This window comes from Mycolicibacterium parafortuitum (genome assembly GCF_002086815.1).
Lineage (GTDB): Bacteria > Actinomycetota > Actinomycetes > Mycobacteriales > Mycobacteriaceae > Mycobacterium > Mycobacterium parafortuitum.
In genome coordinates, this window is record NZ_MVID01000007.1 from 34,043 (window position 1) to 54,635 (window position 20,593).

The following is a 20,593-nucleotide window of genomic DNA, read 5'->3' on the forward strand; positions in this document are numbered from 1 at the left end:
GGCGGGGCATCGGCCGTGGTGTGTCAGGCGTTCGACAGGTCCGCGACGGGTCGGCCGTTGAGGGCGTTACTCAGTTGCGGGGTCAGCACATCGAGTGCGTACAGCAGCGCATCCGGCCCGCTGTAGGTCAGTGCGCCACTGAGATTCGATTCGAACGTGGTGTACAACGTACGATCCTGCTGTACGACACCGAGGCGTGCGAACGCCGGCGACGCCAGCATCTGCTCCTTGGTGGCGCCGTTGACGAAGAGCACGTCACGGTCGAGCAGAGCGAGCTTCTCCTCGCTGACGTCCCCGTCGACCTCCTGGGTCTGAAAGCCCAGCGCGGTGAACAACGAGCGCCGGGGGTCGTTCTCCGGCAGCAGCCAGTGTCCGCCGTTCTCCGGGCCGAAGTCCACCACCAGGGTCTTACCGTCGAACTCTGGATTCTGCTGCCGCGCTTGGTCGATGCGTCCCTGCACCTTCGAGACGAGTTCCTTGGCCTCGTCCTCTTTTCCGAGCGCTTTGCCGGTGGTGAGCAGCTGGACATCCCATGGCGTCTCCTCGTCGGCGTAATCACCCGACTGGATGACGGTCGGGGCGATCTGGGAGAGCCGGTCGTAGGTCTCCCGGTCGATGGACTCGTAGATCGCGAAGATCAGGTCGGGCTTCTGCGCCGCGATCGCCTCGAAATCGATCTCGTCGGCACCCCAGGTCGTCACGCCCTTCCCGTCGGTGGCCGCCTTGACCCATGGGTAATCGTTGTACTCCTCGAAGAACTCTCGGGTACTGACGGGAACCACACCGAAAGGCAGGACGAAATCCTGGTCGGTCCATCCGACGGTCACGACCCGACTCGGGTTCTCCGGCACCTCTGTCTCGCCGAACTTGTGGGAGATGGTCACCGTATCGACCTGCGGGCCGCTGGATTGTCCAGAGCCACAGGCAACCACGAGCCCGACGGCCAGACACATCGTCGCCACCAGCGCCGCGCTGCGGGTCCATCCCGGACGCGACAGCCGCCTCCGGTCGCATCGTCTCCGCCAATGATGTTTGTTCACAAGCGCAATCCCTTCAGTAGGCGCCGTTGCCCACCAAACATTAGCTTAGGCTCGGCATACTTGCGAAGGTCCGCGCACACCTCGCCGCAGACAGGAGACTCACAGCGACTTCCCAGAACTGCTGCGGCACAAAGACTCTCGTGCCACTTTCACAGGAGACGAAGGGCTTGCGCTCATTCGAATATAAGTTAGCCTTCGCTAAGCCACATCAGCGATGCCGTTCTGTCGGTGAGCACGACCCAGCGCCCCAGAAGGACAAGCCCAGAAGGCAACGAGCCAGGGAGGCCGGATGCAGCGAACACTGCTCGGAGGAAAGATCCACAGGGCCACGGTGACCCAAGCCGATCTGCACTACGTGGGATCGATCACCGTCGACGCCGAGTTGATGACTTCGGCCGGCATCATCGAGGGCGAGCAGGTGCATGTCGTCGACATCACCACCGGGGCCCGCATCATCACCTACGCCATCACCGGCGCCCCGGGCAGCGGAGTCATTGGAATCAACGGTGCTGCGGCCCATCTGATTTCGCCCGGGAATCTGGTGATCGTCATGTCGTTCCTGCAGATCGAGGAATCACAGACACATCACCACCTGCCGAAGGTGGTTCACGTCGACAGCGCCAACCGAATCGTCGCGCTGGGCTCCGATCCGTCCGAGCCGGTACCGGGGGCGGCCGACCAGATGGCAGGAGCCTGATGACCAACAGCGACACGCGAACCGCCAACGGACATCAGCCGGTCCTGGACCTCGTGGGTGTCGGCTTCGGCCCGTCCAACCTCGCTCTGGCGGTGGCCCTGAGGGAGTACAACGAGAACGCCAGCCACCCGATCACGGCTGAGTTCGTAGAGGTCAAGCCGGAATTCGGTTGGCATACCGGCATGCTGCTTCCCGGTACGACGATGCAGATCTCGTTCCTGAAGGATCTCGCGACGCAGCGGAACCCCAAGAGCGAGTACACGTTCCTGAACTACCTCACCGAACGCGGCAGGCTTACCGAGTTCATCAATTTCAAGACGTTCTTCCCCACCCGCCTCGAATTCCACGACTACCTGGCCTGGGCTGCCGACAAGGTCGGTGCGACAGTGCGATACGGATCCCGGGTGGCCTCGGTACGAGAAGTTGACGGGATCTTCGAGATCGAGGTCACCGGCGGCGGGGAAGCCCGGCTGCGCGCTCGCAACGTGGTGATCGCCGGCGGTCTGGAGGCCCAGCTGCCGCCCGGGGTCACCAAATCGGCGCGTCAGATCCACAACCACAACTTCCTGCACGACCTCGCACGCCTGCCGAGCCGCGACCACAACCGCTTCGTCGTGGTCGGCGCCGGACAGAGCGCCGCCGAGGTGTGCGCCTATCTGCACGACCAGCCGGGTGTGGAGGTGCACGGCGTATTCGCGAAGTACGGGTACAGCCCCGCTGACGACAGCCCCTTCGCCAACCGCGTGTTCGATCCCGACGCCGTCGACGACTTCTACTCGGCAGCACCGGGTGTACGACGTCGGCTCATCGACTACCACCGCAGCACCAACTACTCGGCGGTGGACCTTCCGCTGATCGAAGACCTGTACGCACGGGAATACGCCGAACGCGTCGCCGATCAGCGCAGGCTCTTCCTGCGGGGCGCGTCCAGCGTCCACGCCACCGAGGAATACGACACCGGGGTGAGCGTCGATATCGTGCATCACCCCAGCGGCACCGTCGACCGGATCGACTGCGACGCGGTCATCTACGCGACCGGGTTCGCCCCTGCCTCGCTGCAGCGGATTCTCGGCGATCTGTATACCGATGTCGTGCACCACGACGGCCACCCGGCGGTCTCCCGCGACTATCGCCTGGTGCTGGACCCACCCACTGTCGGCTCCCTCTACATCCAGGGCAACACCGAACACACCCACGGGTTGACGTCGTCGTTGCTCTCGAACATCGCCGTCCGCAGCGGCGAGATCCTGGAGTCGATCGACGCGGGCAGGCTGGCACCGGTGCGCGTCGCCGGATGAGCGCTGCTCGTAGTTGGTTACTCGTAGTTGATATTGCCCAGGCCGAAGTCGCGGGTCGAGAAGTCGATCTGTGCGGCCGGATTGGCGATCGCGGTGGTCAGTCCCGCGCCGAAGGGCCCCTGGCTGTCGAACAGTGTCGCGGTCCCGACGGCAAGTCCGTCGGCGGCGTGATGGGAGTTGGCCTGCAGACCGATCCAGTCGTCGACCGGCAACCGGGACAACGCCACCGTCAGATCACCGTTGATGTACCCGACGCCGTCGGTGCCGAGGTTGGTCACCAGGCTGGTGGCCTCGGCGACCATCGCGGTGCGCACGAACGGCGAGTTGTCCTCGTCGGCAACCACTCTGATGCCGTCGTTGAAGAACCGCTTGCGCGACGCGTTCTGATGCGCGGCCGGTGATCGGGTCCAGCCGACGGCGTCGCTGAAGACGTAAGGCGGAACCGTGCCGTCAGGCTCGGGATGCTGTGGGAACGCCTGCTCCGAGCGCCACAACGTTCCTGGCGGCGGGGTGGACGGCCGGTACTGCACCAGGGTCGCTTTGGCCACCGCCTGACCGTGCTGGATCACCACGCATTCGGCGCTGCGAACCCTGCGGCCGTCGCGGATCACTTCGACGTCGAGCGTGGTGCGTGCGTTGCGCGCGGCCCGGAACAGATCGACCGTCAGGCGTACGGGCCGGAAGTCCGGTGATCCGCACGCGGTCTCGAGCGCGCGGGCGACCAGGCCGACGACCGCGGGACCGTTGAGGTGGTCCTCGCCCCAGTGGCTCTGCGCGTAGCGCGTGGGCAGGAAGCCGTCGGTATCAGGGGTGAAGTGCGCCGCGACCTCGGCGGCACCGGCTGTTTGCTGCACCCCACCAGTAGACCGTGCCCACTCCCGGAGTGTGGCGCCGGGTTACCGGTTCAGCCACCAGATCCGGGTCGAGAGCACCGTGGCGAAGCCGCACCAGAGCGGGTAGGCCGCGAGGGCGGCGCCGGCCGCCGGGTGCACCGAGCCGGCCCGGCGCGCCAGGTCGGCGCTGCTGACCGCGAGCGCACCGGCCACCACGGCCGCGGGACCGAGCTTGCGACGGTTGAAGAACACCCAACTCCAGCTGGCGTTGAGCGCAAGGTTCAGCGCCAGCGCGCGGGAGTAGGCGCGGGCCGCGGCGGCGTCGCCGCGCTCCTCCAACCCGTCGATGGTCTTCGCGGACACGCCGCTGATGTCGGCGTACAACAGGTTCCACACGATCGGGAACGCCGCCGGTGGCGGCTGGAAGCTGGGCTTCCGTAGCCGCCGGTACCACGACGACTGCACCGCGGGCCTGGTCGCCAGGCCTCCGATGACACCGGTGGCGATTGATCCGCCCGCCGTCTTGGCGAGGGTCGAGAAACGCATCTGGGTCCTTTCCACACATCCGGACCCTGGCGGGGTCCGGACTCCCCCATACCCAGTTATCCACTTCGCGAACCAACTGCCCGAAAATGATTGTGCGCCAGGACGGCTCGCGTACCGCACGTTTGCGGGCCATGATTCATGGTGTGACCGATGATCTCGCCACCCACACCCCCGACGGCCGACCACGCGCCCGTGGAGCGGGGGTGCCGCTGGACGGCGACCCCGGACCGCTGAATGCGCTGACCGACGTCGCCGGGATCGAAGTCGGTGTGACCACCCTGATCGACGGCGACGGTCCGCTGGTCGTCGGCCAGGGGCCGGTGCGCACCGGCGTCACGGCGATCCTGCCGCGGGGCCGCGGCGGGATCGGAGAGCCCTGCGCGGCGGGGTGGTACTCGCTAAACGGCAACGGCGAAATGACGGGGACCACCTGGATCGACGAGGTCGGAGCGTTCACCCTGCCGGTGGTGTTGTCGAACACCCATGCCGTGGGCGCCTGCCACACCGGGGTCGTGCAATGGGCCAACCGCGTCGCGCCGCGATTGGCCCGGCAGTGGCTGCTGCCGGTGTGCACCGAGACGTGGGACGGCTATCTCAACGACATCAACGGTGGCCACGTTCGCCCCGAACACGTCGAGGCCGCTCTGGACGCGGCCCGCGGCGGGCCGGTGCCGGAAGGGTCCGTCGGCGGCGGCACCGGAATGAACTGCTACGACTTCAAGGGCGGCAACGGGACCGCGTCGCGGCTGGTGCCCTTCGGATCTCACACCTACACCGTCGCGGCGTTCGTCCAGGCGAACTTCGGCGACAGGGCCGAACTGACGATCGCGGGCCACCGCGTCGGCCCCGCCCTGCTGGACGACAATCCCCTCGCCGGCGACTGGTTCGCCCGCGACATCGCCGCCCCGCCCGGCGCCGGTTCGGTCATCGCGGTGATCGCCACCGACGCACCGCTACTGCCGGGTCAGTGCAAAGCGCTCGCGCGCCGGGTGCCGTTGGGACTCGCGCGCACCGGGACCACCGGCAGCCATTTCTCCGGCGACATCTTCCTGGCGTTCTCCACCGCCGACGTCCCGGGCCTCGCCAGCGCGTTCCCGCTCGGACCGGCGGGCGACGACGAGATCGGCTCGATCGCGTTTCTGCCGTGGGGCCGGATGGATGCGCTGTACACCGCGGTCGTGCAGGCCGTCGAGGAGGCGGTGCTCAACGCACTGGTGGTCAACGTCGACATGGTGGGGCGCGACGGCCACCGGACGCCGCGGCTGCCCCTCGACCGATTGGCCGCGCTGCTCGGGCGAGGGACATAATCGCAGAGAACTGAAGATGAGCTAACGATCGGAGCGCTTGTGCAGCGGACGGTCCGACGGCCGCGTCTGCTGGTGATCGGGCTCAGCGTGGTCGTGCTGACAGTCGCGGTGCTGCAGACCGCGGTCGTGCCGGTGCTCGGCGTGATCGCCGAACAACTGAACGCGTCGACCGTGGCGGTCAGTTGGGCGGTGACGGCCAACCTGCTTGCCGCCGCGGCCGCCACCCCGCTGATCGGCCGCCTCGCCGACCTGTACCGCAAGAAACGGGTGCTGCTGGCCGTGCTCGCGGTGGTCCTGGCCGGCTCGGTGCTGGCCGCGGTCACCGCATCGCTGCCGCTGCTGATCCTGGCCCGGGTGCTGCAGGCCGCGTCGTTCGCGCTGTACCCGATCTGCATCGCGATCCTGCGCGAGGAACTTCCGCCCGACCGGATGGTGTCGGCGATGGCGGTGCTGTCGGGCATGTTGGGCTTCGGCGGCGGCGCCGGGCTCGTGGTGGTCGGGTTGCTGATGAGCGGTGATGCCGGCTATCACCGGGTGTTCGTGCTCACCACCGCGTTCACCGTCGCCGTCATCGTGATCGTGCTGACCCTGGTGCCGAACCGGCCCCGCAGCTCGTCGGGGTCCGTCGACTGGCTCGGCGCGGCAGGACTGGCGCTCGGGCTCTCGGCGCTGCTGTTGGCGATCACGCAGGCGAACTCCTGGGGGTGGCTCTCGGTACGGACCCTGACGTGCCTGGGCGGCGGCGTCGCGGTGCTCGGCGCCTGGTGGCTCTGGGAGAAGCGGGCGCCGCGCCCACTGGTATCGATCGCGATGCTGGCGCGCCGGTCGATGCTGTTCACCAATCTGGCCACGATCTTCGTCGGGATGGGGCTGTACTTCGCGTTCCTGGGCCTGACCCAGTTCGTCCAGGTCGACCGCGACGTCGCGGGCTACGGCTTCGGGGCGTCGGTGTTGGAGGCCAGCGTGATCTACCTGCTGCCCGGTGCGGTGACGGGGTTTGTCATCGCGCTGATCAGCGGCCGGTTCATCGACCGCTACGGTGCCCGGCCGGTGCTCGTGATCGCCGCGCTGGTGGGTATCGCCGGATTCCTGCTGATCGCGTTCGTGCACTCGGAGCCATGGCAGGTGATCATCGCCAACATCCTGGCCAACGCGTACATCAGCCTCGGCTACGGCGCGCTGCCCGCACTGGTGGTCGGCGACAGCGAGGCGGGCGAAACCGGCGTCGCCACCGGGATGAACGCGATCGCCCGCACCGTCGGGAGTTCGACCGCCGCGGCGGTGGTGGCCGTGCTGCTGGCGCGCACCACGGCCGCGGGGACGCCGATGGAGAGCAGCTTCACGATCATCTTTCTCGGCGGCGCGGGCACGGCCGTCCTCGCGATGGTGCTGATCGCGGTGTCACGGCCGCGGAAACGTGCCGTCGAGTCGGACGAGGCACGCTACGAATCTCGCGCGATGAACCACGAATGGGGCTGACCGGCGGGCGACGATCTAGCGCAGGGATGCGAGGTTACGCACCGAGCGGTCCACGTCGCCCTTGATCACGCGTGCGACGACGTGGCCGACCGGGGTCGACAGCAGGCCGCCGGACAGGTCGGCAACCACCCCGAACGACGATCCGTCCTCGCCTCGCGGCTCGACCTGCATGGACAGCGAGATGCAGACCCCGCCGCGGCCGTTGCCGACAAGCTCGATCTCCTTGGGCTCGTCGTACCGCGTGACCCGCCAGTGGATCACGTTGCGGAATCCCTTGACCCTGATCAGCGAGGACACCTGCGTGTCGACCTCGATCTCCGCGGGCACCTCGCTCTTCCACCCGCCGAAGATCGTCAGCCATTCGTCGAAGCGCTTCAGATCGGAAGCCAGCTCCCACGCGCTCTCGGGGCTCAGATCGGACGTCACGGATACATCGACACTCGCCATGCTGTTCTCACTACCCCACCCGATCAGCGCCGTAAACGGCACCGGAACGCACCGGGGAGCTGCAAAACTGCAGAGTGCGACGTCACAACTGCCGGCCGGGACGCGGTCAGGCAACAGGATCGCGCGTGTCTCGACGCGGATTCTCTCGAGAACGGGCATGCCGGACGGCGGAATCCATTGTCTGAATGTAAATTCGTTGCGGAATCACTTGCGAACCCCCGTCCGATCGGCGATTGTTTTACCCACAGCCGGGGGCAGTACTGAGGAGGATGGGCACCTGACCCGCTCACACACGGCCACGAGCCAGGGGATCGGACACGACGTCGGCCGCGCCAAGGGCGGGCCGGTCATCGAGATCGACCACGTCACGAAGCGCTTCGGGGATTACGTCGCAGTCGCCGACGCCGACTTCTCGATCGCCTCCGGCGAGTTCTTCTCGATGCTCGGGCCCTCCGGATGCGGCAAGACCACAACGCTGCGCATGATCGCCGGATTCGAGACCCCTACCGAAGGAGCGATCCGCCTCGAGGGCGCGGACGTGTCGAAGACGCCCCCGAACAAGCGCAACGTCAACACCGTGTTCCAGCACTACGCACTGTTTCCGCACATGACGGTGTGGGACAACGTCGCCTATGGACCGCGTAGCAAGAAGCTGGGCAAGGGCGAGATCCGCAAACGCGTCGACGAACTCCTCGACATCGTGCGGCTGTCGGACTTCGCCGAACGCCGGCCCGCTCAGCTTTCCGGCGGTCAGCAGCAGCGAGTCGCACTGGCCCGGGCCCTGGTGAACTACCCCAGCGCCCTGCTGCTCGACGAACCGCTCGGCGCACTGGATCTGAAACTGCGCCACGTCATGCAGTTCGAGCTCAAGCGCATCCAACGCGAGATCGGCATCACGTTCATCTACGTGACCCACGATCAGGAGGAGGCGCTGACGATGAGTGACCGCATCGCGGTCATGAACGCCGGCAACGTCGAGCAGATCGGCACCCCGACGGAGATCTACGACCGCCCCTCGACGGTTTTCGTAGCGAGCTTCATCGGCCAGGCCAACCTCTGGTCGGGCCGCCAGACCGGGCGGGCCAACCGGGACTTCGTCGAGATCGACGTCCTGGGTTCCACCCTCAAGGCACGCCCTGGCGAGACCGCGATCGAACCCGGCGGGCAGGCCACGCTGATGGTGCGCCCCGAGCGGGTCCGCGTCACGATGGACGCCCCGACCGGTGACGTGGCAGGGGTACGCGCCAAGGTCTCCGATCTGACGTTCCAGGGCCCGGTGGTCCGGCTGTCCCTGGTGGCACCGGACGAGTCGACCGTGATCGCCCACGTCGGCCCCGAACAGAATCTGCCACTGCTGCGCCCCGGCGACGAGGTGTACGTCAGCTGGACTCCCGACGCGTCGCTGGTTCTGCCCGGCGCTGACATCCCGACCACAGAGGATCTCGAGGAGATGCTCGACGACTCGTAAGTCCGACCACAGGGCCGATCGGGCCCGCGCGACCCCACCCAACTCCTCGGAGCCAACGAAAGGCACGCACCGTCATGTCTCCCGAAATCGATCCCACCCTGCTCGCCCGGATGACCGCCAGCCGCACCTCGCGGCGGCGCTTCATCGGTGGAAGTGCCGCTGCCGCTGCAGGTTTGACCCTCGGCGCGTCCTTCCTCGCGGCCTGCGGATCGTCGGACTCCGGAAGTTCGAGCAGCACCGAGGAGGGCGGTCCGGCCAGCGGCACCCTGCGGATCTCGAACTGGCCGCTGTACATGGCCGACGGTTTCGTCGCCGCCTTCCAGACCGCGTCGGGCATCACGGTCGATTACAAAGAGGACTACAACGACAACGAGCAGTGGTTCGCCAAGGTCAAGGAACCGCTGTCGCGCAAGCAGGACATCGGTGCCGACCTGGTGGTTCCGACGGAGTTCATGGCCATCCGGTTGCACCAGCTCGGCTGGCTCAACGACATCAGCGACGAGGGTGTGCCGAACAAGAAGAACCTGCGGCCCGACCTCATGGACAGCAGCGTCGACCCGGGCCGCAAGTACAGCGCCCCGTACATGTCCGGGCTCGTCGGCCTGGCCTACAACCGTGCCGCCACCGGCCGTGACATCACGAGCATCAACGATCTGTGGGACCCGGCGTTCAAGGGCCGCGTGAGCCTGTTCACCGACACGCAGGACGGCCTCGGCATGCTGATGCTGTCCCAGGGCAATTCTCCGGAGAACCCGACCACCGAAACCGTGCAGCAGGCCATCGATCTGGTCCGCGAGCAGAACGACCGCGGTCAGATCCGCCGGTTCACCGGCAACGACTACGCCGACGACCTCGCCGCGGGCAACATCGCCATCGCGCAGGCCTATTCGGGTGACGTCGTGCAGCTGCAGGCCGACAACCCGGATCTGCAGTTCATCGTGCCGGATTCGGGCGGCACCACCTTCCTCGACACCATGGTGCTGCCGTACACCACGCAGAACCAGAAGGCCGCCGAGGCGTGGATCGACTACGTCTACGACCGCGCCAACTACGCGAAGCTGGTCGCTTACACCCAGTTCGTGCCGGTGCTGTCGGAGATGACCGAAGAGCTCGAGAAGGTCGATCCCGAAGCTGCCAGCAACCCGCTGATCAACCCGCCGGTCGAGGTGCTGAACCGGTGCAAGAGCTGGGCCGCGCTGACCGACGAGCAGACGCAGGAATTCAACACCGCCTACGCGGCCGTGACCGGCGGCTGACGAGATGGCAGGTGTTGCCTCCAGCAGCCGTCAGCGGAGCAAAGTCGCTCCGTATCTGATGGTTCTGCCGGCACTGGTATACCTCGCGATCTTCTTCGTGGTGCCGTTCTTCTCGCTGGCGCGGACGTCGTTGTCGGAGACCGGCGGCTCGGTGTTCATGCCGACGCTGACGTTCGCCTGGGACTTCGGCAACTACGTCGACGCCTTCTCGCTGTACCGCGACCAGATCCTGCGGTCGTTCGGTTATGCGTTCGTCGCGACGGTGCTGTGCCTTCTGCTCGCGTTCCCGCTGGCCTACGTCATCGCGTTCAAGGCGGGCCGGTTCAAGAACCTGATCCTCGGCCTGGTCATCCTGCCGTTCTTCGTCACGTTCCTGATCCGCACGATCGCGTGGAAGACGATCCTGGCCGACGAGGGCTGGGTGGTGCAGGCGCTGGGCACCATCGGTCTGCTGCCCGAGGAAGGCCGGCTGCTGTCGACGAGCTGGGCGGTGATCGGCGGGCTGACCTACAACTGGATCATCTTCATGATCCTGCCGCTCTACGTCAGCCTGGAGAAGATCGATCCGCGCCTGCTCGAGGCGTCGAAGGACCTGTACTCGTCGACGACACGGGCCTTCCGCAAGGTCATCCTGCCGTTGTCGATGCCGGGCGTGCTGGCCGGCAGCATGCTGGTGTTCATCCCCGCCGTCGGTGACTTCATCAATGCCGACTATCTGGGCAGTACCCAGACGACGATGATCGGCAACGTCATCCAGAAACAGTTCCTGGTGGTCAAGGACTATCCCGCGGCGGCCGCGCTGAGCCTCGGGCTGATGCTCACGATCCTGGTCGGGGTGCTGATGTACACCAGGGCGCTCGGTACGGAGGACCTGGTATGACGACACAGGCCGGCGCCGCGATCGCCACCGCGGCGCAGCAGGACCCGGTGCCGAAAAAGGTTCGGATCGGCCCCAACTGGGGCGACCTGTTGTTGCGGGTCGCCGCCGGACTGGTACTTCTGTACCTGTTCCTGCCGATCTTCGTGATCGTGTTGTTCTCGTTCAACGATCCCAAGGGCAAGTTCAACTACAGCTGGCAGGGGTTCACGCTCGACAACTGGCTGGACCCGTTCAAGTACCCCGCGCTGACGTCGGCGCTGAAGCTCAGCCTGAACGTGGCCGCGGTGTCGACGGCGGTGGCGGTGGTGCTGGGCACCCTGGTCGCGATCGCGCTGGTGCGGCAGCGCTGGCGCGGTCAACGCGCGGTCGACACATTCCTGATCCTGCCTCTGACCGCACCCGAGGTGGTCATGGGTGCGGCACTGCTGACGTTGTTCCTCGACTTCAACACCGCCGCCGGCTACACGACGATCGTGTTGTCGCACATCGCGTTCGAGGTCAGCTTCATCGCGATGACGGTGCGGGCGCGGGTCCGCGGCTTCGACTGGACACTGGAGGATGCGTCGCTGGATCTGGGCGCGAGCCCGACGCGGACGTTCTTCAAGGTGACCCTGCCGCTGATCGTTCCTGGCATCGTCGCGGCGGCGATGCTGTCCTTCGCGCTGTCGCTGGACGACTTCATCATCACCTACTTCGTCAGCGGTTCCGAGGTCACCTACCCGCTCTACGTCAACGCGGCGGTCAAGGCTGCCGTGCCACCGCAGATCAACGTGCTGGCCACCGCGATCCTGGTGGTGAGCCTGGTGCTGCTCGCCGCGGGAACGCTGTACCGGCGCAAGAAGATCGACGCCTGAGTTCGGAACCCCGAATGTGGGCCCTGTGCACGGGATCGGCCCGATCCGCGTACACAGGGCCCACATTCGCGTCTACAGGGTGACGGTGACCGTGACGCGGCCCTGCTCGTCGCGCTGAGCAACGGCATGGCCGGTGCGGTCGGCTCCGTCGAAGTTGCGCAACGTCAGCGGTGCGCCGTCGCCGGTGAAGTTGCGCCACCACGTCTTGTTGTCCGGAGCGAGCACGCGGATGACGATCCGGTTCCCCGAGCGCTGGTAGTTGACCGGTGTCTCGAAGACCTGGCCGGTACGTCGGCCGGTGTAGCGGATGACGACGATGCGGCGACGCACCAGCGGTCCGACGATCGGCGCGTTCATCAGCCGCGCGGCGCCCGAGTTGACCACGCCGACCACGGGCGAGTTGAAGATTCCTTTGGCCATGCAACAACGCTAGACGCCTACCGGGGTTGCGGCGGGCCGCGCACCGGTCCGGGCGGCACCGATCCCGGCGGTGACCACCAGGCAGATGCCGACCAGGCCGAGGGCGGCAGGCACCTGGGCGAGCACGAGGAAGCCCAGCAGCATGGCGAACGCCGGCTCGAGCGCCATCAGCGTGCCGAACGCCGCCGTCGTGAGCCGTCGCAGCGCAAGCAGTTCCAGCGCGAACGGCACCACCGGCAGCAGGATCGCCAACCCCAGACCGACCAGCACGATGTGCGGCGACAGCCGCTCGACCACCGAGGGTCCCACCACGAGTGTGGCGACCAGACCCGCGACCGGCATCGACACCGCCAACCCGGTGATCCCGGCGACCTCGTCGCCGACCTTCTGCGTCAGCAGGATGTAGATCCCCCAGCACGCGGCCGCACCGAGCGCGTACCCGACGCCGACCGGATCGACGGTGCCGGCCCACGGTTCGGTGAGCAGCAGAACCCCGAGCGCGGCCAGGGGCGGCCAAGCCCAGCGACCCCTGCCGTGCCCGCGAGCGACCGCGACACCGAGCGGCCCCAGGAACTCCAGCGCGCTGGCCGTCCCCAGCGGGATGCGGTCGAGGGCGGCCATGAACAACACGGTGATCCCGGCGGTGACCGCCCCGAGCACCACGCACACCAGGAAGCTGTTCCTGGTGAACGCCGACCGCTTCGGCCGGACGATGACCAGGAACAGAATTCCGGCCCACACCAGGCGCAGCCATGCCACTCCTTCGACACCGATGTCGTCGATCAACGTCACCGCGACAGCGAGCCCGAGTTGCACGCACACCATCGCGGCAACCGCCATCAGGGCACCGTTGCGGGTCTGGTCTGCCGCCATGGGTGCATTCAACGGCACATCGAACGTTGCGGTCCACGTGTTTTCGCATGACATACCGTTCATGAATTGCGAACGATTGATCGGCCTCCAAGCATCTACACGTCTGTTAATTTTGATCCCGCTGAACAGGGTGAGGTGAACATGGCGCTGGCGCAGAACCTGGAGCTGATCTCCACGGTCGGTCGTATCGGAGTGGCCATCGCATGGGAACGAGTCGGCCCCCGGCCTGTTCCCGTCGACGCGTCCCATGTGCCGGTTTCGGCCGAGGCGATCACACCGGACTGGCTCACCGAGGTCCTGTGCCGCGACCTGCCCGGCGCCGCGGTCACCGACGTCCGTACCGAAGGTGGCGACGACGGCACGAGCACCCGGCGCTACCTCGCCCTGGCCTACAACGCGGCCGGCGAGTCCGCCGGACTCCCCCACCGGATCTTCACGAAGTCGACGGCGAGCTTCGGCTCCCGTCTGCTGCTCGGCGTGACCGGCATCGTGCGCGGTGAGGCCGCGTTCTACAACTACGCCCGGCCGTCGCTGACCCTGCGCAGCCCGACCGCGTACTTCGCCGGATTCGACGCCGACTCGTTCCGGTCCCTGGTCCTTCTGGAGGACCTGACGCAACGGCAATGGACCTTCCCCGACCCGATGGACAACCCCGTGGACCGAGCCGACGCGGAGGACATCGTCTCCGAGATCGCGGCTTATCACAGTGCGTTCTGGGACAGCCCGCGCTTCGACGCCGATCTGCGCGAGCTCGAACCCACCCCGCAGTGGCGCGAGAACGTCAACCGCAAGGTGGGGTTCGCCAAGAGGATGATGACCGGCCTGGAACGAGCCAAAGACGTCCTTCCCGGCGTCCTGTATTCACAGCGCGAGGAGATCTGTCCGGCCTTGACGGAGTCGCTCGCGCTGCACACGGGCGCCCCGCAGACGTTGTTGCATCAGGATCTTCATCTCGGCAACTGGTTGCGTGACGACACCGGGCGCATGGGCCTCTACGACTGGCAGTGCGTCGCACGCGGCCATTGGGCACTCGACGTCGCCTACGCTCTCGGCGGCTGTCTCGACGTCGACGACCGGCGCGACTGGGAGGAGGATCTGTTGCGGCTCTACCTGGAACGTCTCGCGGACGGCGGCGTGCAGACTCCCCCGTCCTTCGACGCCGCCTGGCTGGCCTACCGGCAACAGACGTTGCACGGGCTGACGTTGGGACTGTTCGCGCTCGGCGGCAACAGGTTCGAGCCCGAACTGCAGCCGCGGGGGTACACGCTCTGCGCCATCGACCGACTCGCCCAGCAGGTCTGCGATCTCGACTCACTGACCGCACTGGCCGTCTGACCGATGGCCACGCGAAAGGGCGCGCCGGACAGGGGCGCGTCCGGTGACGTATCGCCGGAATCGAAGTCGGCGCAGACGCGCAACCGCATCCGCAACGCGGCGGCGCACGTGCTGTCCTCCAAAGGCTATGCCGGACTGCGCCTCACCGACGTCGCTGCGGCCGCCGAGGTGCAGGCGCCGGCCATCTACTACTACTTCTCCTCGCGCGACCAGTTGATCGAAGAAGTCATGTGGTCCGGAATCGCCGACATGCATGAGCATGTGGCTGCCGTATTAGACGGATTACCATCAGGCACAACAGCTCTGGATCGACTCCTTGCCGCCGCGGAGGCGCATCTGCGCCACGCGTTGGAGATCTCGGACTACACCACTGCCTCGATCCGCAACGCCGGGCAGGTACCGATCGAGATTCGCAAGCGCCAGATCCTCGAGGAGGAACGCTACGGCGAGCTCTGGCGCAAGCTTGTCAACGACATGGCGCGCGAAGGGCAACTGCGCGAGGAACTCGATCTCTACATCGCGCAGATGCTGGTGCTCGGTGCGTTGAATTGGGCAGTCGAGTGGTGGCATCCGCGCCGGGGGTCGATCGAAGCCGTCGTCGCGAACGCTCAGTCGGTGATCCGGCACGGGCTCGCGGTAAGCGCATAGATTTTAACTGGGAATAGATTCCTGCCCTATGCTGTGCGCATGACGATGCTCAGCGACGAAGAGGCCTTTCTGATCGCCACCGTGCGGCAGTTCATCGACCGCGAAGTGAAGCCGACCGTCCAGGAAGTCGAGCACGCCAACGAGTACCCGGAACGCTGGATCGAGCAGATGAAGCAGATCGGCATCTACGGGCTTGCCGTACCTGAGGAGTTGGGCGGCTCCCCTGTGTCGATGCCGTGCTACGCCCAGGTCACCCAGGAACTGGCCCGCGGCTGGATGAGTCTCGCCGGAGCCATGGGCGGGCACACCGTGGTGGCGAAGCTGCTGACCCTGTTCGGCACCGACGAACAGAAGCAGACCTACCTGCCGCGGATGGCCACCGGCGAGGTGCGGGCCACGATGGCCCTCACCGAGCCGGGCGGCGGCTCCGACCTGCAGGCCATGACCACCGTCGCCAAGACCGACGGGTCCGACCTGGTGATCTCCGGGGCCAAGACCTGGATCTCGAATGCGCGCCGCTCTCAGCTGATCGCGCTGCTGTGCAAGACCGATCCGAACGCGACACCCAAACACAAGGGGATCTCGATCGTGCTCGTCGAGCACGGTCCGGGCCTGACGGTCTCCCGGGATCTACCCAAGCTCGGCTACAAGGGCGTGGAGTCGTGCGAGTTGGCCTTCGACAACTACCGAATCCCGGCGTCGGCCATCCTCGGAGCGACCCCTGGAAAGGGGTTCGCGCAGATGATGAAAGGCCTGGAGACCGGGCGCATCCAGGTAGCCTCCCGCGCCCTCGGTGTGGCGACGGCGGCACTGGAGGACTCGCTGGCCTACGCCCAGCAGCGGGAGAGTTTCGGACAGCCCATCTGGAAGCACCAGTCGATCGGCAACTACCTCGCCGACATGGCGACGAAGCTCACCGCCGCACGCCAGCTCACCTGGTACGCCGCCGAGCGCTACGACAGCGGTGACCGCTGCGACATGGAAGCCGGCATGGCGAAACTGTTCGCGTCCGAAGTCGCCATGGAGATCGCGCTGAACGCGGTGCGGATCCACGGCGGCTACGGGTACTCCACCGAGTACGACGTCGAGCGGTACTTCCGGGACGCCCCGCTGATGATCGTCGGTGAGGGCACCAACGAGATCCAACGCAACGTGATCGCCGCACAATTGGTAAACCGCGGCGGGCTCTGACGGGCGCCGCGGCCGTACCGGGGGCCACCGAACCCTGCGTTGATAGTTTTGATTCTATGTTAAATTAATGGCTATGACTGAGGCTTACATCATCGATGCCGTCCGCACCCCCGTGGGCAAGCGCAAGGGTGGACTGTCCGCCGTCCATCCCGCCGATATGGCGGCGCACGTCATCAAGACGCTGGTGGGTCGCCACGACATCGACCCGGCTGCGATCGACGATGTGATCCTCGGTTGCCTCGACAACATCGGCTCGCAGGCCGGCGACATCGCGCGGACCGCAGCCCTGGCGGCCGGCCTGCCCGAGTCGGTGCCCGGGGTCACGATCGACCGGCAGTGCGGATCGGCCCAGCAGGCTGTGCATTTCGCCGCGCAGGGCGTGATGAGCGGCACGTCCGATCTGATCGTCGCCGGCGGCGTGCAGAAGATGAGCCAGTACCCGATCCTGTCCGCGTTCGCCGCCGGTGAGCCGTTCGGCTCGGCCGATCCCTGGACCGGATGCGAGGGCTGGCAGGCCCGCTACGGCGATCAGGAGATCTCCCAGTTCCGAGGCGCGGAAATGATTGCCGCACAATGGAAACTGTCGCGCGAGGACAACGAGAAGTTCGCACTGGAGAGCCATCGGCGCGCGCTGGCGGCCATCGCCGGCGGCTACTTCGATCGTGAGATCACCCCGTTCGCGAACGCCACCGTCGACGAGGGACCGCGCGCGGACACCTCACTGGAGAAAATGGCGACGCTGCCCACGCTGGTGGAAAACGGGGTGCTGACCGCCGCGGTGGCCAGCCAGATCTCCGACGGGGCCGCCGCGCTGCTGATCGCCTCCGCCGATGCCGTCGAGCGCTTCAACCTGAAGCCTCGGGCCCGCATCCACCACATGTCGGTGCGCGGTGCGGACCCGGTGATGATGCTGACCGCGCCGATCCCCGCCACCCAGCACGCCCTCAAACGGGCCGGTATGACGATCGACGACATCGACGTCGTCGAGATCAACGAGGCGTTCGCACCGGTGGTTCTGGCCTGGCTGGCCGACATCGGGGCCGACGCGGCCCGGGTCAACCCGAACGGCGGTGCGATCGCACTCGGGCATCCCATCGGATGCACCGGCGCCCGCCTGATGACGTCGATGCTGCACGAGCTGGAGCGCACCGGGGGACGCTACGGCCTGCAGACGATGTGCGAGGGCGGCGGCCAGGCCAACGTCACCATCATCGAGCGGATCTGAGTCGATGATCCGCAGTTTGTACGAACCCGACCACGAGGCTTACCGCGAGACGGTTCGAGAGTTTCTGGCCCGCGAGGTCGTTCCCCACCACCAGGAATGGGACGAGGCGCGCTGGATCGACCGTGAGGTGTTCGCGCGCGCGGCGAAGGCGGGGATCTACGGTCTTCAGATCGGCGACCAGTACGGCGGTTCGGGCGAATCGGACTACCGCTACCGGATGGTCGTGTGCGAAGAGGTCGCCAAGATCAACGCGCTGTCCTTCGGGCTGACCGTCGCGCTGCAGGACGATCTGGTGCTGCACTACCTGCTGGACCTGACCAATGAGGAGCAGCGGCAGCGCTGGTTGCCCGGCTTCGCCTCCGGTGAGCTCATCGGCGCACTGGCCATGACCGAACCGGGCGCGGGCAGCGACCTGCGCGGCATCCGGACCACCGCCCGGCGCGACGGCGATCACTGGATCCTCAACGGGCAGAAGACATTCATCTCCAGCGGCATCATGGCCGACCTGGTGATCGTCGCCGCTCGGACCGGGACCAGCGGTGGGTCACGGGACCTGAGCCTGTTCGTGGTGGAGCGTGACACCCCCGGCTTCGAACGCGGCCGCAAGCTCGACAAGATCGGTCTTCCCGGCCAGGACACCGCCGAACTCTATTTCCGTGACGCCCAGGTCCCGGCCGCCAACCTGATGGGCGAAGAGGGACTGGGGCTGCAGTACCTGATGAGCCACCTACCCCGGGAACGGCTCGGAGTGGTCGCCAACGCCATCGCCACCACCCGCGCGATCTTCGACATGACGGTCGACTACTGCAATCAGCGCCATGCTTTCGGTGCGCCGCTGTCGGACAAACAGCATGTGCGCTTCGAGCTGGCGGAAATGGCCACCGAGATCGACATCGCGCAGTGCTACGCCGACCAGTCGGTGCTGGCGTACAACGCCGGAAAGCTCACCCCGGTCGACGCCGCCAAGGGCAAGTGGTATCTCAGCGAGCTGCAGAAACGCGTCCTCGACCGGTGCCTGCAGCTGCACGGCGGCTACGGCTACATGACCGAATACCCGGTCGCGCGCGCCTATCTGGACACCCGGGTGCAGACGATCTACGGCGGCACCACCGAGATCATGAAGGAGATCATCGGCCGCGACGTGGTGGCCTGATCCGATCTGAAAACGGGGCCGGCGCCGTCGATGACGGTGCCGGCCCCGACTTCGTCCCCCGCGTTCGTTGAGACGTCAGCCCTGCGCTGCGCTGACGAGGTCGTCGACCCGCACCAACTTTGTCCGCGGCCGATCTGACGCCGCCCCGCGGGCACGTTCGGCCGCGTCGATGGCCAGCCAGCCCTGCCAGTCGACGGCGCTCACCCCGCGTTCGGCGAGCACCGCCCCGATGTCACCGCCGGCGGTGCGCGCGAGACGGCCCGCGGCGAAGTCCGCCATCAGGTTCTCGACGGTCTCCTGCGCACAGGTCCGGTTGGTGCCGATGACGCCGCGTGGACCGCGCTTGATCCAGCCCGCGACGTACACGCCCGGGACCGGCGCAGCGCCGTCGAGGACCCGTCCGGCCTCGTTGGGGACACGCCCCGATTCGTCGTCGAACGGCACCCCGGCGACGGGTGCCCCGCGGTAACCGATCGAGCGCAGGACCAGCCCGGCCTCGATGTTCCCCGCAGTGGTGCGCAGGCCCGTCACGTGTGCGCCGCCCACAAGTTCCAGCGGCGCCTCCGAGAACCGCAGCACCACGTGGCGATTGCCCGGCGTCGCCGGCCGCGATGCGTATTCGGCGACCAGGTCGTACTTCAGCGCTCCGTCGAGATCGTCGTCGGGCCGGGCGCCGATCTCGCCCTCCACCACCACGTCGATGCCGGGCAGCTCACCGATGGCGATCAGCTCCCCCACCGAGAACGCGGCGACGGCCGCACCGCGGCGGCCCAGCAGCACGACCTCGCGCACCGCGCTCGACTCCAGCGCGCGCACCGCGTGGTCGGCGATGTCGGTGCGCGACAGATAGTCCGCGCCGGAGACCAGGACGCGGGCGGCGTCCAGCGCGACGTTGCCGTTGCCGATGATCACCACCCGCGGAGTGGACAGGTCGAAATCGTGGTCGGCATGGTCGGGATGCCCGTTGTACCAGGCCACGAAGTCGGCTGCGGCCGAGTGGCCCGGCAGGTGCTCCCCCGGGATCCCCAGCTCCCGGCTGCCGGACGCACCCACCGCGTAGATCACGGCGTGATGATGTTCGACGAGCTCGGCGTGGCTGATGTCGCTGCCCACCTCGACGTTGAGATAGCAGTCCAGCCGGTCACTGGCCAGAACCGGCTCGAACAGCGACACGATCTCCTTGGTGGCCTGGTGATCCGGAGCGACCCCGGACCGGATCAGGCCGAAAGGTGTTGGCAGCCGGTCGAACATAGTGACCTCGACACCGGGTGTGCGAAGCAGCTCCGCGGCCGCGTAACACGCCGCGGGACCGGTGCCGACGATCGCGACGCGCAGCGCGCCCCTGTCGACGGCGCGGGGTACCGTCGTGGGCGCGATGTTGCGTATCGCCAACGGCGCCCGGTCGAAGTACGCGGCGTTGATGTCGCGGAAGCGTGTCAGCCCGGCAGGCAGCTCGTCCTCGTGGTAGATCGCGCCGACGGGGCATTCGGCCACGCAGGCGCCACAGTCCACACAGGTCTGCGGGTCGATGTAGAGCATCGGTGTCGGGGCGTCACCGGCCACCGGCCGGATGCAGTCCACCGGGCACACCGGCACGCAGCTCGCGTCCGTGCAGCAGTTCTGGGTGATGACAAACGTCAACG

20 protein-coding genes are annotated in these 20,593 nt (G+C 67.0%); 13 read left to right on the forward strand and 7 right to left on the reverse strand.

Annotation, left to right across the window (positions count from 1 at the left end):
* Window positions 1-23: 23 nt before the first annotated feature.
* Window positions 24-884 (reverse strand): iron-siderophore ABC transporter substrate-binding protein, encoded by an 861-nt coding sequence (locus tag BST38_RS10445; RefSeq protein ID WP_237160735.1) that lies wholly within the window; start codon window positions 882-884, stop codon window positions 24-26.
* 445 nt (window positions 885-1,329) lie between these two features.
* Here BST38_RS10445 and panD point away from each other — a divergent pair, with 445 nt between their 5' ends.
* Both panD and BST38_RS10455 read left to right on the forward strand, forming a co-directional pair.
* Window positions 1,330-1,737: an aspartate 1-decarboxylase gene (gene panD / locus BST38_RS10450; RefSeq protein ID WP_083143229.1), complete on the forward strand. Its 408-nt coding sequence runs from the start codon at window positions 1,330-1,332 to the stop codon at window positions 1,735-1,737.
* Window positions 1,737-3,035, forward strand: coding sequence for a lysine N(6)-hydroxylase/L-ornithine N(5)-oxygenase family protein (locus BST38_RS10455; RefSeq protein WP_083143230.1), 1,299 nt, complete (start codon window positions 1,737-1,739; stop codon window positions 3,033-3,035). The genes panD and BST38_RS10455 overlap by 1 nt, the downstream gene beginning before the upstream one ends.
* Window positions 3,036-3,052: 17 nt before the next feature.
* On the opposite strand, the gene BST38_RS10460 is transcribed toward BST38_RS10455, so the two are convergent.
* Complete coding sequence (locus BST38_RS10460; protein ID WP_083143231.1) at window positions 3,053-3,889, reverse strand: acyl-CoA thioesterase domain-containing protein; 837 nt, start codon at window positions 3,887-3,889, stop codon at window positions 3,053-3,055.
* 42 nt (window positions 3,890-3,931) lie between these two features.
* Entirely contained in the window at window positions 3,932-4,414 is a 483-nt protein-coding gene (locus tag BST38_RS10465; RefSeq protein WP_083143232.1) for a TspO/MBR family protein, read from the reverse strand.
* Between the two features lie 131 nt (window positions 4,415-4,545).
* Between BST38_RS10465 and BST38_RS10470 the strand changes: the two genes are divergently transcribed.
* Window positions 4,546-5,721: a DmpA family aminopeptidase gene (locus tag BST38_RS10470; protein ID WP_083143233.1), complete on the forward strand. Its 1,176-nt coding sequence runs from the start codon at window positions 4,546-4,548 to the stop codon at window positions 5,719-5,721.
* 39 nt (window positions 5,722-5,760) lie between these two features.
* A complete protein-coding gene (locus BST38_RS10475; protein WP_083143234.1) occupies window positions 5,761-7,200 on the forward strand; it encodes an MFS transporter in 1,440 nt (479 codons plus the stop codon).
* Between the two features lie 15 nt (window positions 7,201-7,215).
* Here BST38_RS10475 and BST38_RS10480 read toward each other — a convergent pair whose 3' ends face one another.
* Complete coding sequence (locus tag BST38_RS10480; RefSeq protein ID WP_083143235.1) at window positions 7,216-7,647, reverse strand: type II toxin-antitoxin system Rv0910 family toxin; 432 nt, start codon at window positions 7,645-7,647, stop codon at window positions 7,216-7,218.
* A gap of 439 nt (window positions 7,648-8,086) precedes the next feature.
* Here BST38_RS10480 and BST38_RS10485 point away from each other — a divergent pair, with 439 nt between their 5' ends.
* The 4 genes from BST38_RS10485 (at window position 8,087) to BST38_RS10500 (ending at window position 12,105) form a co-directional block, all read left to right on the forward strand.
* Window positions 8,087-9,115, forward strand: coding sequence for an ABC transporter ATP-binding protein (locus tag BST38_RS10485; RefSeq protein ID WP_420872572.1), 1,029 nt, complete (start codon window positions 8,087-8,089; stop codon window positions 9,113-9,115).
* A gap of 74 nt (window positions 9,116-9,189) precedes the next feature.
* Complete coding sequence (locus BST38_RS10490) at window positions 9,190-10,371, forward strand: polyamine ABC transporter substrate-binding protein (RefSeq protein WP_083143236.1); 1,182 nt, start codon at window positions 9,190-9,192, stop codon at window positions 10,369-10,371.
* 4 nt (window positions 10,372-10,375) lie between these two features.
* Window positions 10,376-11,251, forward strand: coding sequence for an ABC transporter permease (locus BST38_RS10495; RefSeq protein WP_083143237.1), 876 nt, complete (start codon window positions 10,376-10,378; stop codon window positions 11,249-11,251).
* Window positions 11,248-12,105 carry an ABC transporter permease gene (locus BST38_RS10500; protein WP_083143238.1) on the forward strand — a complete coding sequence of 286 codons (858 nt, stop codon included), beginning with the start codon at window positions 11,248-11,250 and terminating at the stop codon, window positions 12,103-12,105. Before BST38_RS10495 ends, BST38_RS10500 begins: the two co-directional genes overlap by 4 nt.
* A 72-nt stretch (window positions 12,106-12,177) precedes the next feature.
* Here the strand turns inward: BST38_RS10500 and BST38_RS10505 are convergent, their stop codons facing one another.
* Both BST38_RS10505 and BST38_RS10510 read right to left on the reverse strand, forming a co-directional pair.
* Complete coding sequence (locus BST38_RS10505; protein ID WP_083143239.1) at window positions 12,178-12,525, reverse strand: nitroreductase/quinone reductase family protein; 348 nt, start codon at window positions 12,523-12,525, stop codon at window positions 12,178-12,180.
* 9 nt (window positions 12,526-12,534) lie between these two features.
* Window positions 12,535-13,398 carry an EamA family transporter gene (locus tag BST38_RS10510; protein WP_083143240.1) on the reverse strand — a complete coding sequence of 288 codons (864 nt, stop codon included), beginning with the start codon at window positions 13,396-13,398 and terminating at the stop codon, window positions 12,535-12,537.
* Between the two features lie 141 nt (window positions 13,399-13,539).
* On the opposite strand from BST38_RS10510, the gene BST38_RS10515 reads away from it, so the two are divergent.
* The 5 genes from BST38_RS10515 (at window position 13,540) to BST38_RS10535 (ending at window position 18,950) form a co-directional block, all read left to right on the forward strand.
* Window positions 13,540-14,733, forward strand: coding sequence for a phosphotransferase (locus BST38_RS10515; protein WP_113971654.1), 1,194 nt, complete (start codon window positions 13,540-13,542; stop codon window positions 14,731-14,733).
* A 3-nt stretch (window positions 14,734-14,736) separates the two neighbouring features.
* Window positions 14,737-15,381: a TetR/AcrR family transcriptional regulator gene (locus BST38_RS10520; protein ID WP_083143242.1), complete on the forward strand. Its 645-nt coding sequence runs from the start codon at window positions 14,737-14,739 to the stop codon at window positions 15,379-15,381.
* Window positions 15,382-15,420: 39 nt separating this feature from the next.
* On the forward strand, window positions 15,421-16,572 hold the full coding sequence (locus BST38_RS10525) for an acyl-CoA dehydrogenase family protein (RefSeq protein WP_083143243.1): 1,152 nt from the start codon (window positions 15,421-15,423) through the stop codon (window positions 16,570-16,572).
* Between the two features lie 73 nt (window positions 16,573-16,645).
* Window positions 16,646-17,797, forward strand: a complete 1,152-nt coding sequence (locus BST38_RS10530) for an acetyl-CoA C-acetyltransferase (protein WP_083143244.1) — start codon at window positions 16,646-16,648, stop codon at window positions 17,795-17,797.
* Window positions 17,798-17,801: 4 nt separating this feature from the next.
* Window positions 17,802-18,950, forward strand: a complete 1,149-nt coding sequence (locus tag BST38_RS10535) for an acyl-CoA dehydrogenase family protein (RefSeq protein ID WP_083143245.1) — start codon at window positions 17,802-17,804, stop codon at window positions 18,948-18,950.
* Window positions 18,951-19,025: 75 nt separating this feature from the next.
* On the opposite strand, the gene BST38_RS10540 is transcribed toward BST38_RS10535, so the two are convergent.
* Complete coding sequence (locus BST38_RS10540) at window positions 19,026-20,591, reverse strand: FAD-dependent oxidoreductase (RefSeq protein ID WP_083143246.1); 1,566 nt, start codon at window positions 20,589-20,591, stop codon at window positions 19,026-19,028.
* Window positions 20,592-20,593: the final 2 nt, after the last annotated feature.

Excerpts from the sequence above, each read along its gene's own strand:
- panD (WP_083143229.1), top strand. The coding sequence starts at position 1,330 with ATGCAGCGAACACTGCTCGGAGGAAAGATCCACAGGGCCACGGTGACC.
- BST38_RS10455 (WP_083143230.1), top strand. The coding sequence starts at position 1,737 with ATGACCAACAGCGACACGCGAACCGCCAACGGACATCAGCCGGTCCTG.
- BST38_RS10465 (WP_083143232.1), bottom strand. The coding sequence starts at position 4,414 with ATGCGTTTCTCGACCCTCGCCAAGACGGCGGGCGGATCAATCGCCACC.
- BST38_RS10470 (WP_083143233.1), top strand. The coding sequence starts at position 4,546 with ATGATTCATGGTGTGACCGATGATCTCGCCACCCACACCCCCGACGGC.
- BST38_RS10480 (WP_083143235.1), bottom strand. The coding sequence starts at position 7,647 with ATGGCGAGTGTCGATGTATCCGTGACGTCCGATCTGAGCCCCGAGAGC.
- BST38_RS10485 (WP_420872572.1), top strand. The coding sequence starts at position 8,087 with ATGCTCGGGCCCTCCGGATGCGGCAAGACCACAACGCTGCGCATGATC.
- BST38_RS10490 (WP_083143236.1), top strand. The coding sequence starts at position 9,190 with ATGTCTCCCGAAATCGATCCCACCCTGCTCGCCCGGATGACCGCCAGC.
- BST38_RS10495 (WP_083143237.1), top strand. The coding sequence starts at position 10,376 with ATGGCAGGTGTTGCCTCCAGCAGCCGTCAGCGGAGCAAAGTCGCTCCG.
- BST38_RS10500 (WP_083143238.1), top strand. The coding sequence starts at position 11,248 with ATGACGACACAGGCCGGCGCCGCGATCGCCACCGCGGCGCAGCAGGAC.
- BST38_RS10505 (WP_083143239.1), bottom strand. The coding sequence starts at position 12,525 with ATGGCCAAAGGAATCTTCAACTCGCCCGTGGTCGGCGTGGTCAACTCG.
- BST38_RS10510 (WP_083143240.1), bottom strand. The coding sequence starts at position 13,398 with ATGGCGGCAGACCAGACCCGCAACGGTGCCCTGATGGCGGTTGCCGCG.
- BST38_RS10515 (WP_113971654.1), top strand. The coding sequence starts at position 13,540 with ATGGCGCTGGCGCAGAACCTGGAGCTGATCTCCACGGTCGGTCGTATC.
- BST38_RS10520 (WP_083143242.1), top strand. The coding sequence starts at position 14,737 with ATGGCCACGCGAAAGGGCGCGCCGGACAGGGGCGCGTCCGGTGACGTA.
- BST38_RS10525 (WP_083143243.1), top strand. The coding sequence starts at position 15,421 with ATGACGATGCTCAGCGACGAAGAGGCCTTTCTGATCGCCACCGTGCGG.
- BST38_RS10530 (WP_083143244.1), top strand. The coding sequence starts at position 16,646 with ATGACTGAGGCTTACATCATCGATGCCGTCCGCACCCCCGTGGGCAAG.
- BST38_RS10535 (WP_083143245.1), top strand. The coding sequence starts at position 17,802 with ATGATCCGCAGTTTGTACGAACCCGACCACGAGGCTTACCGCGAGACG.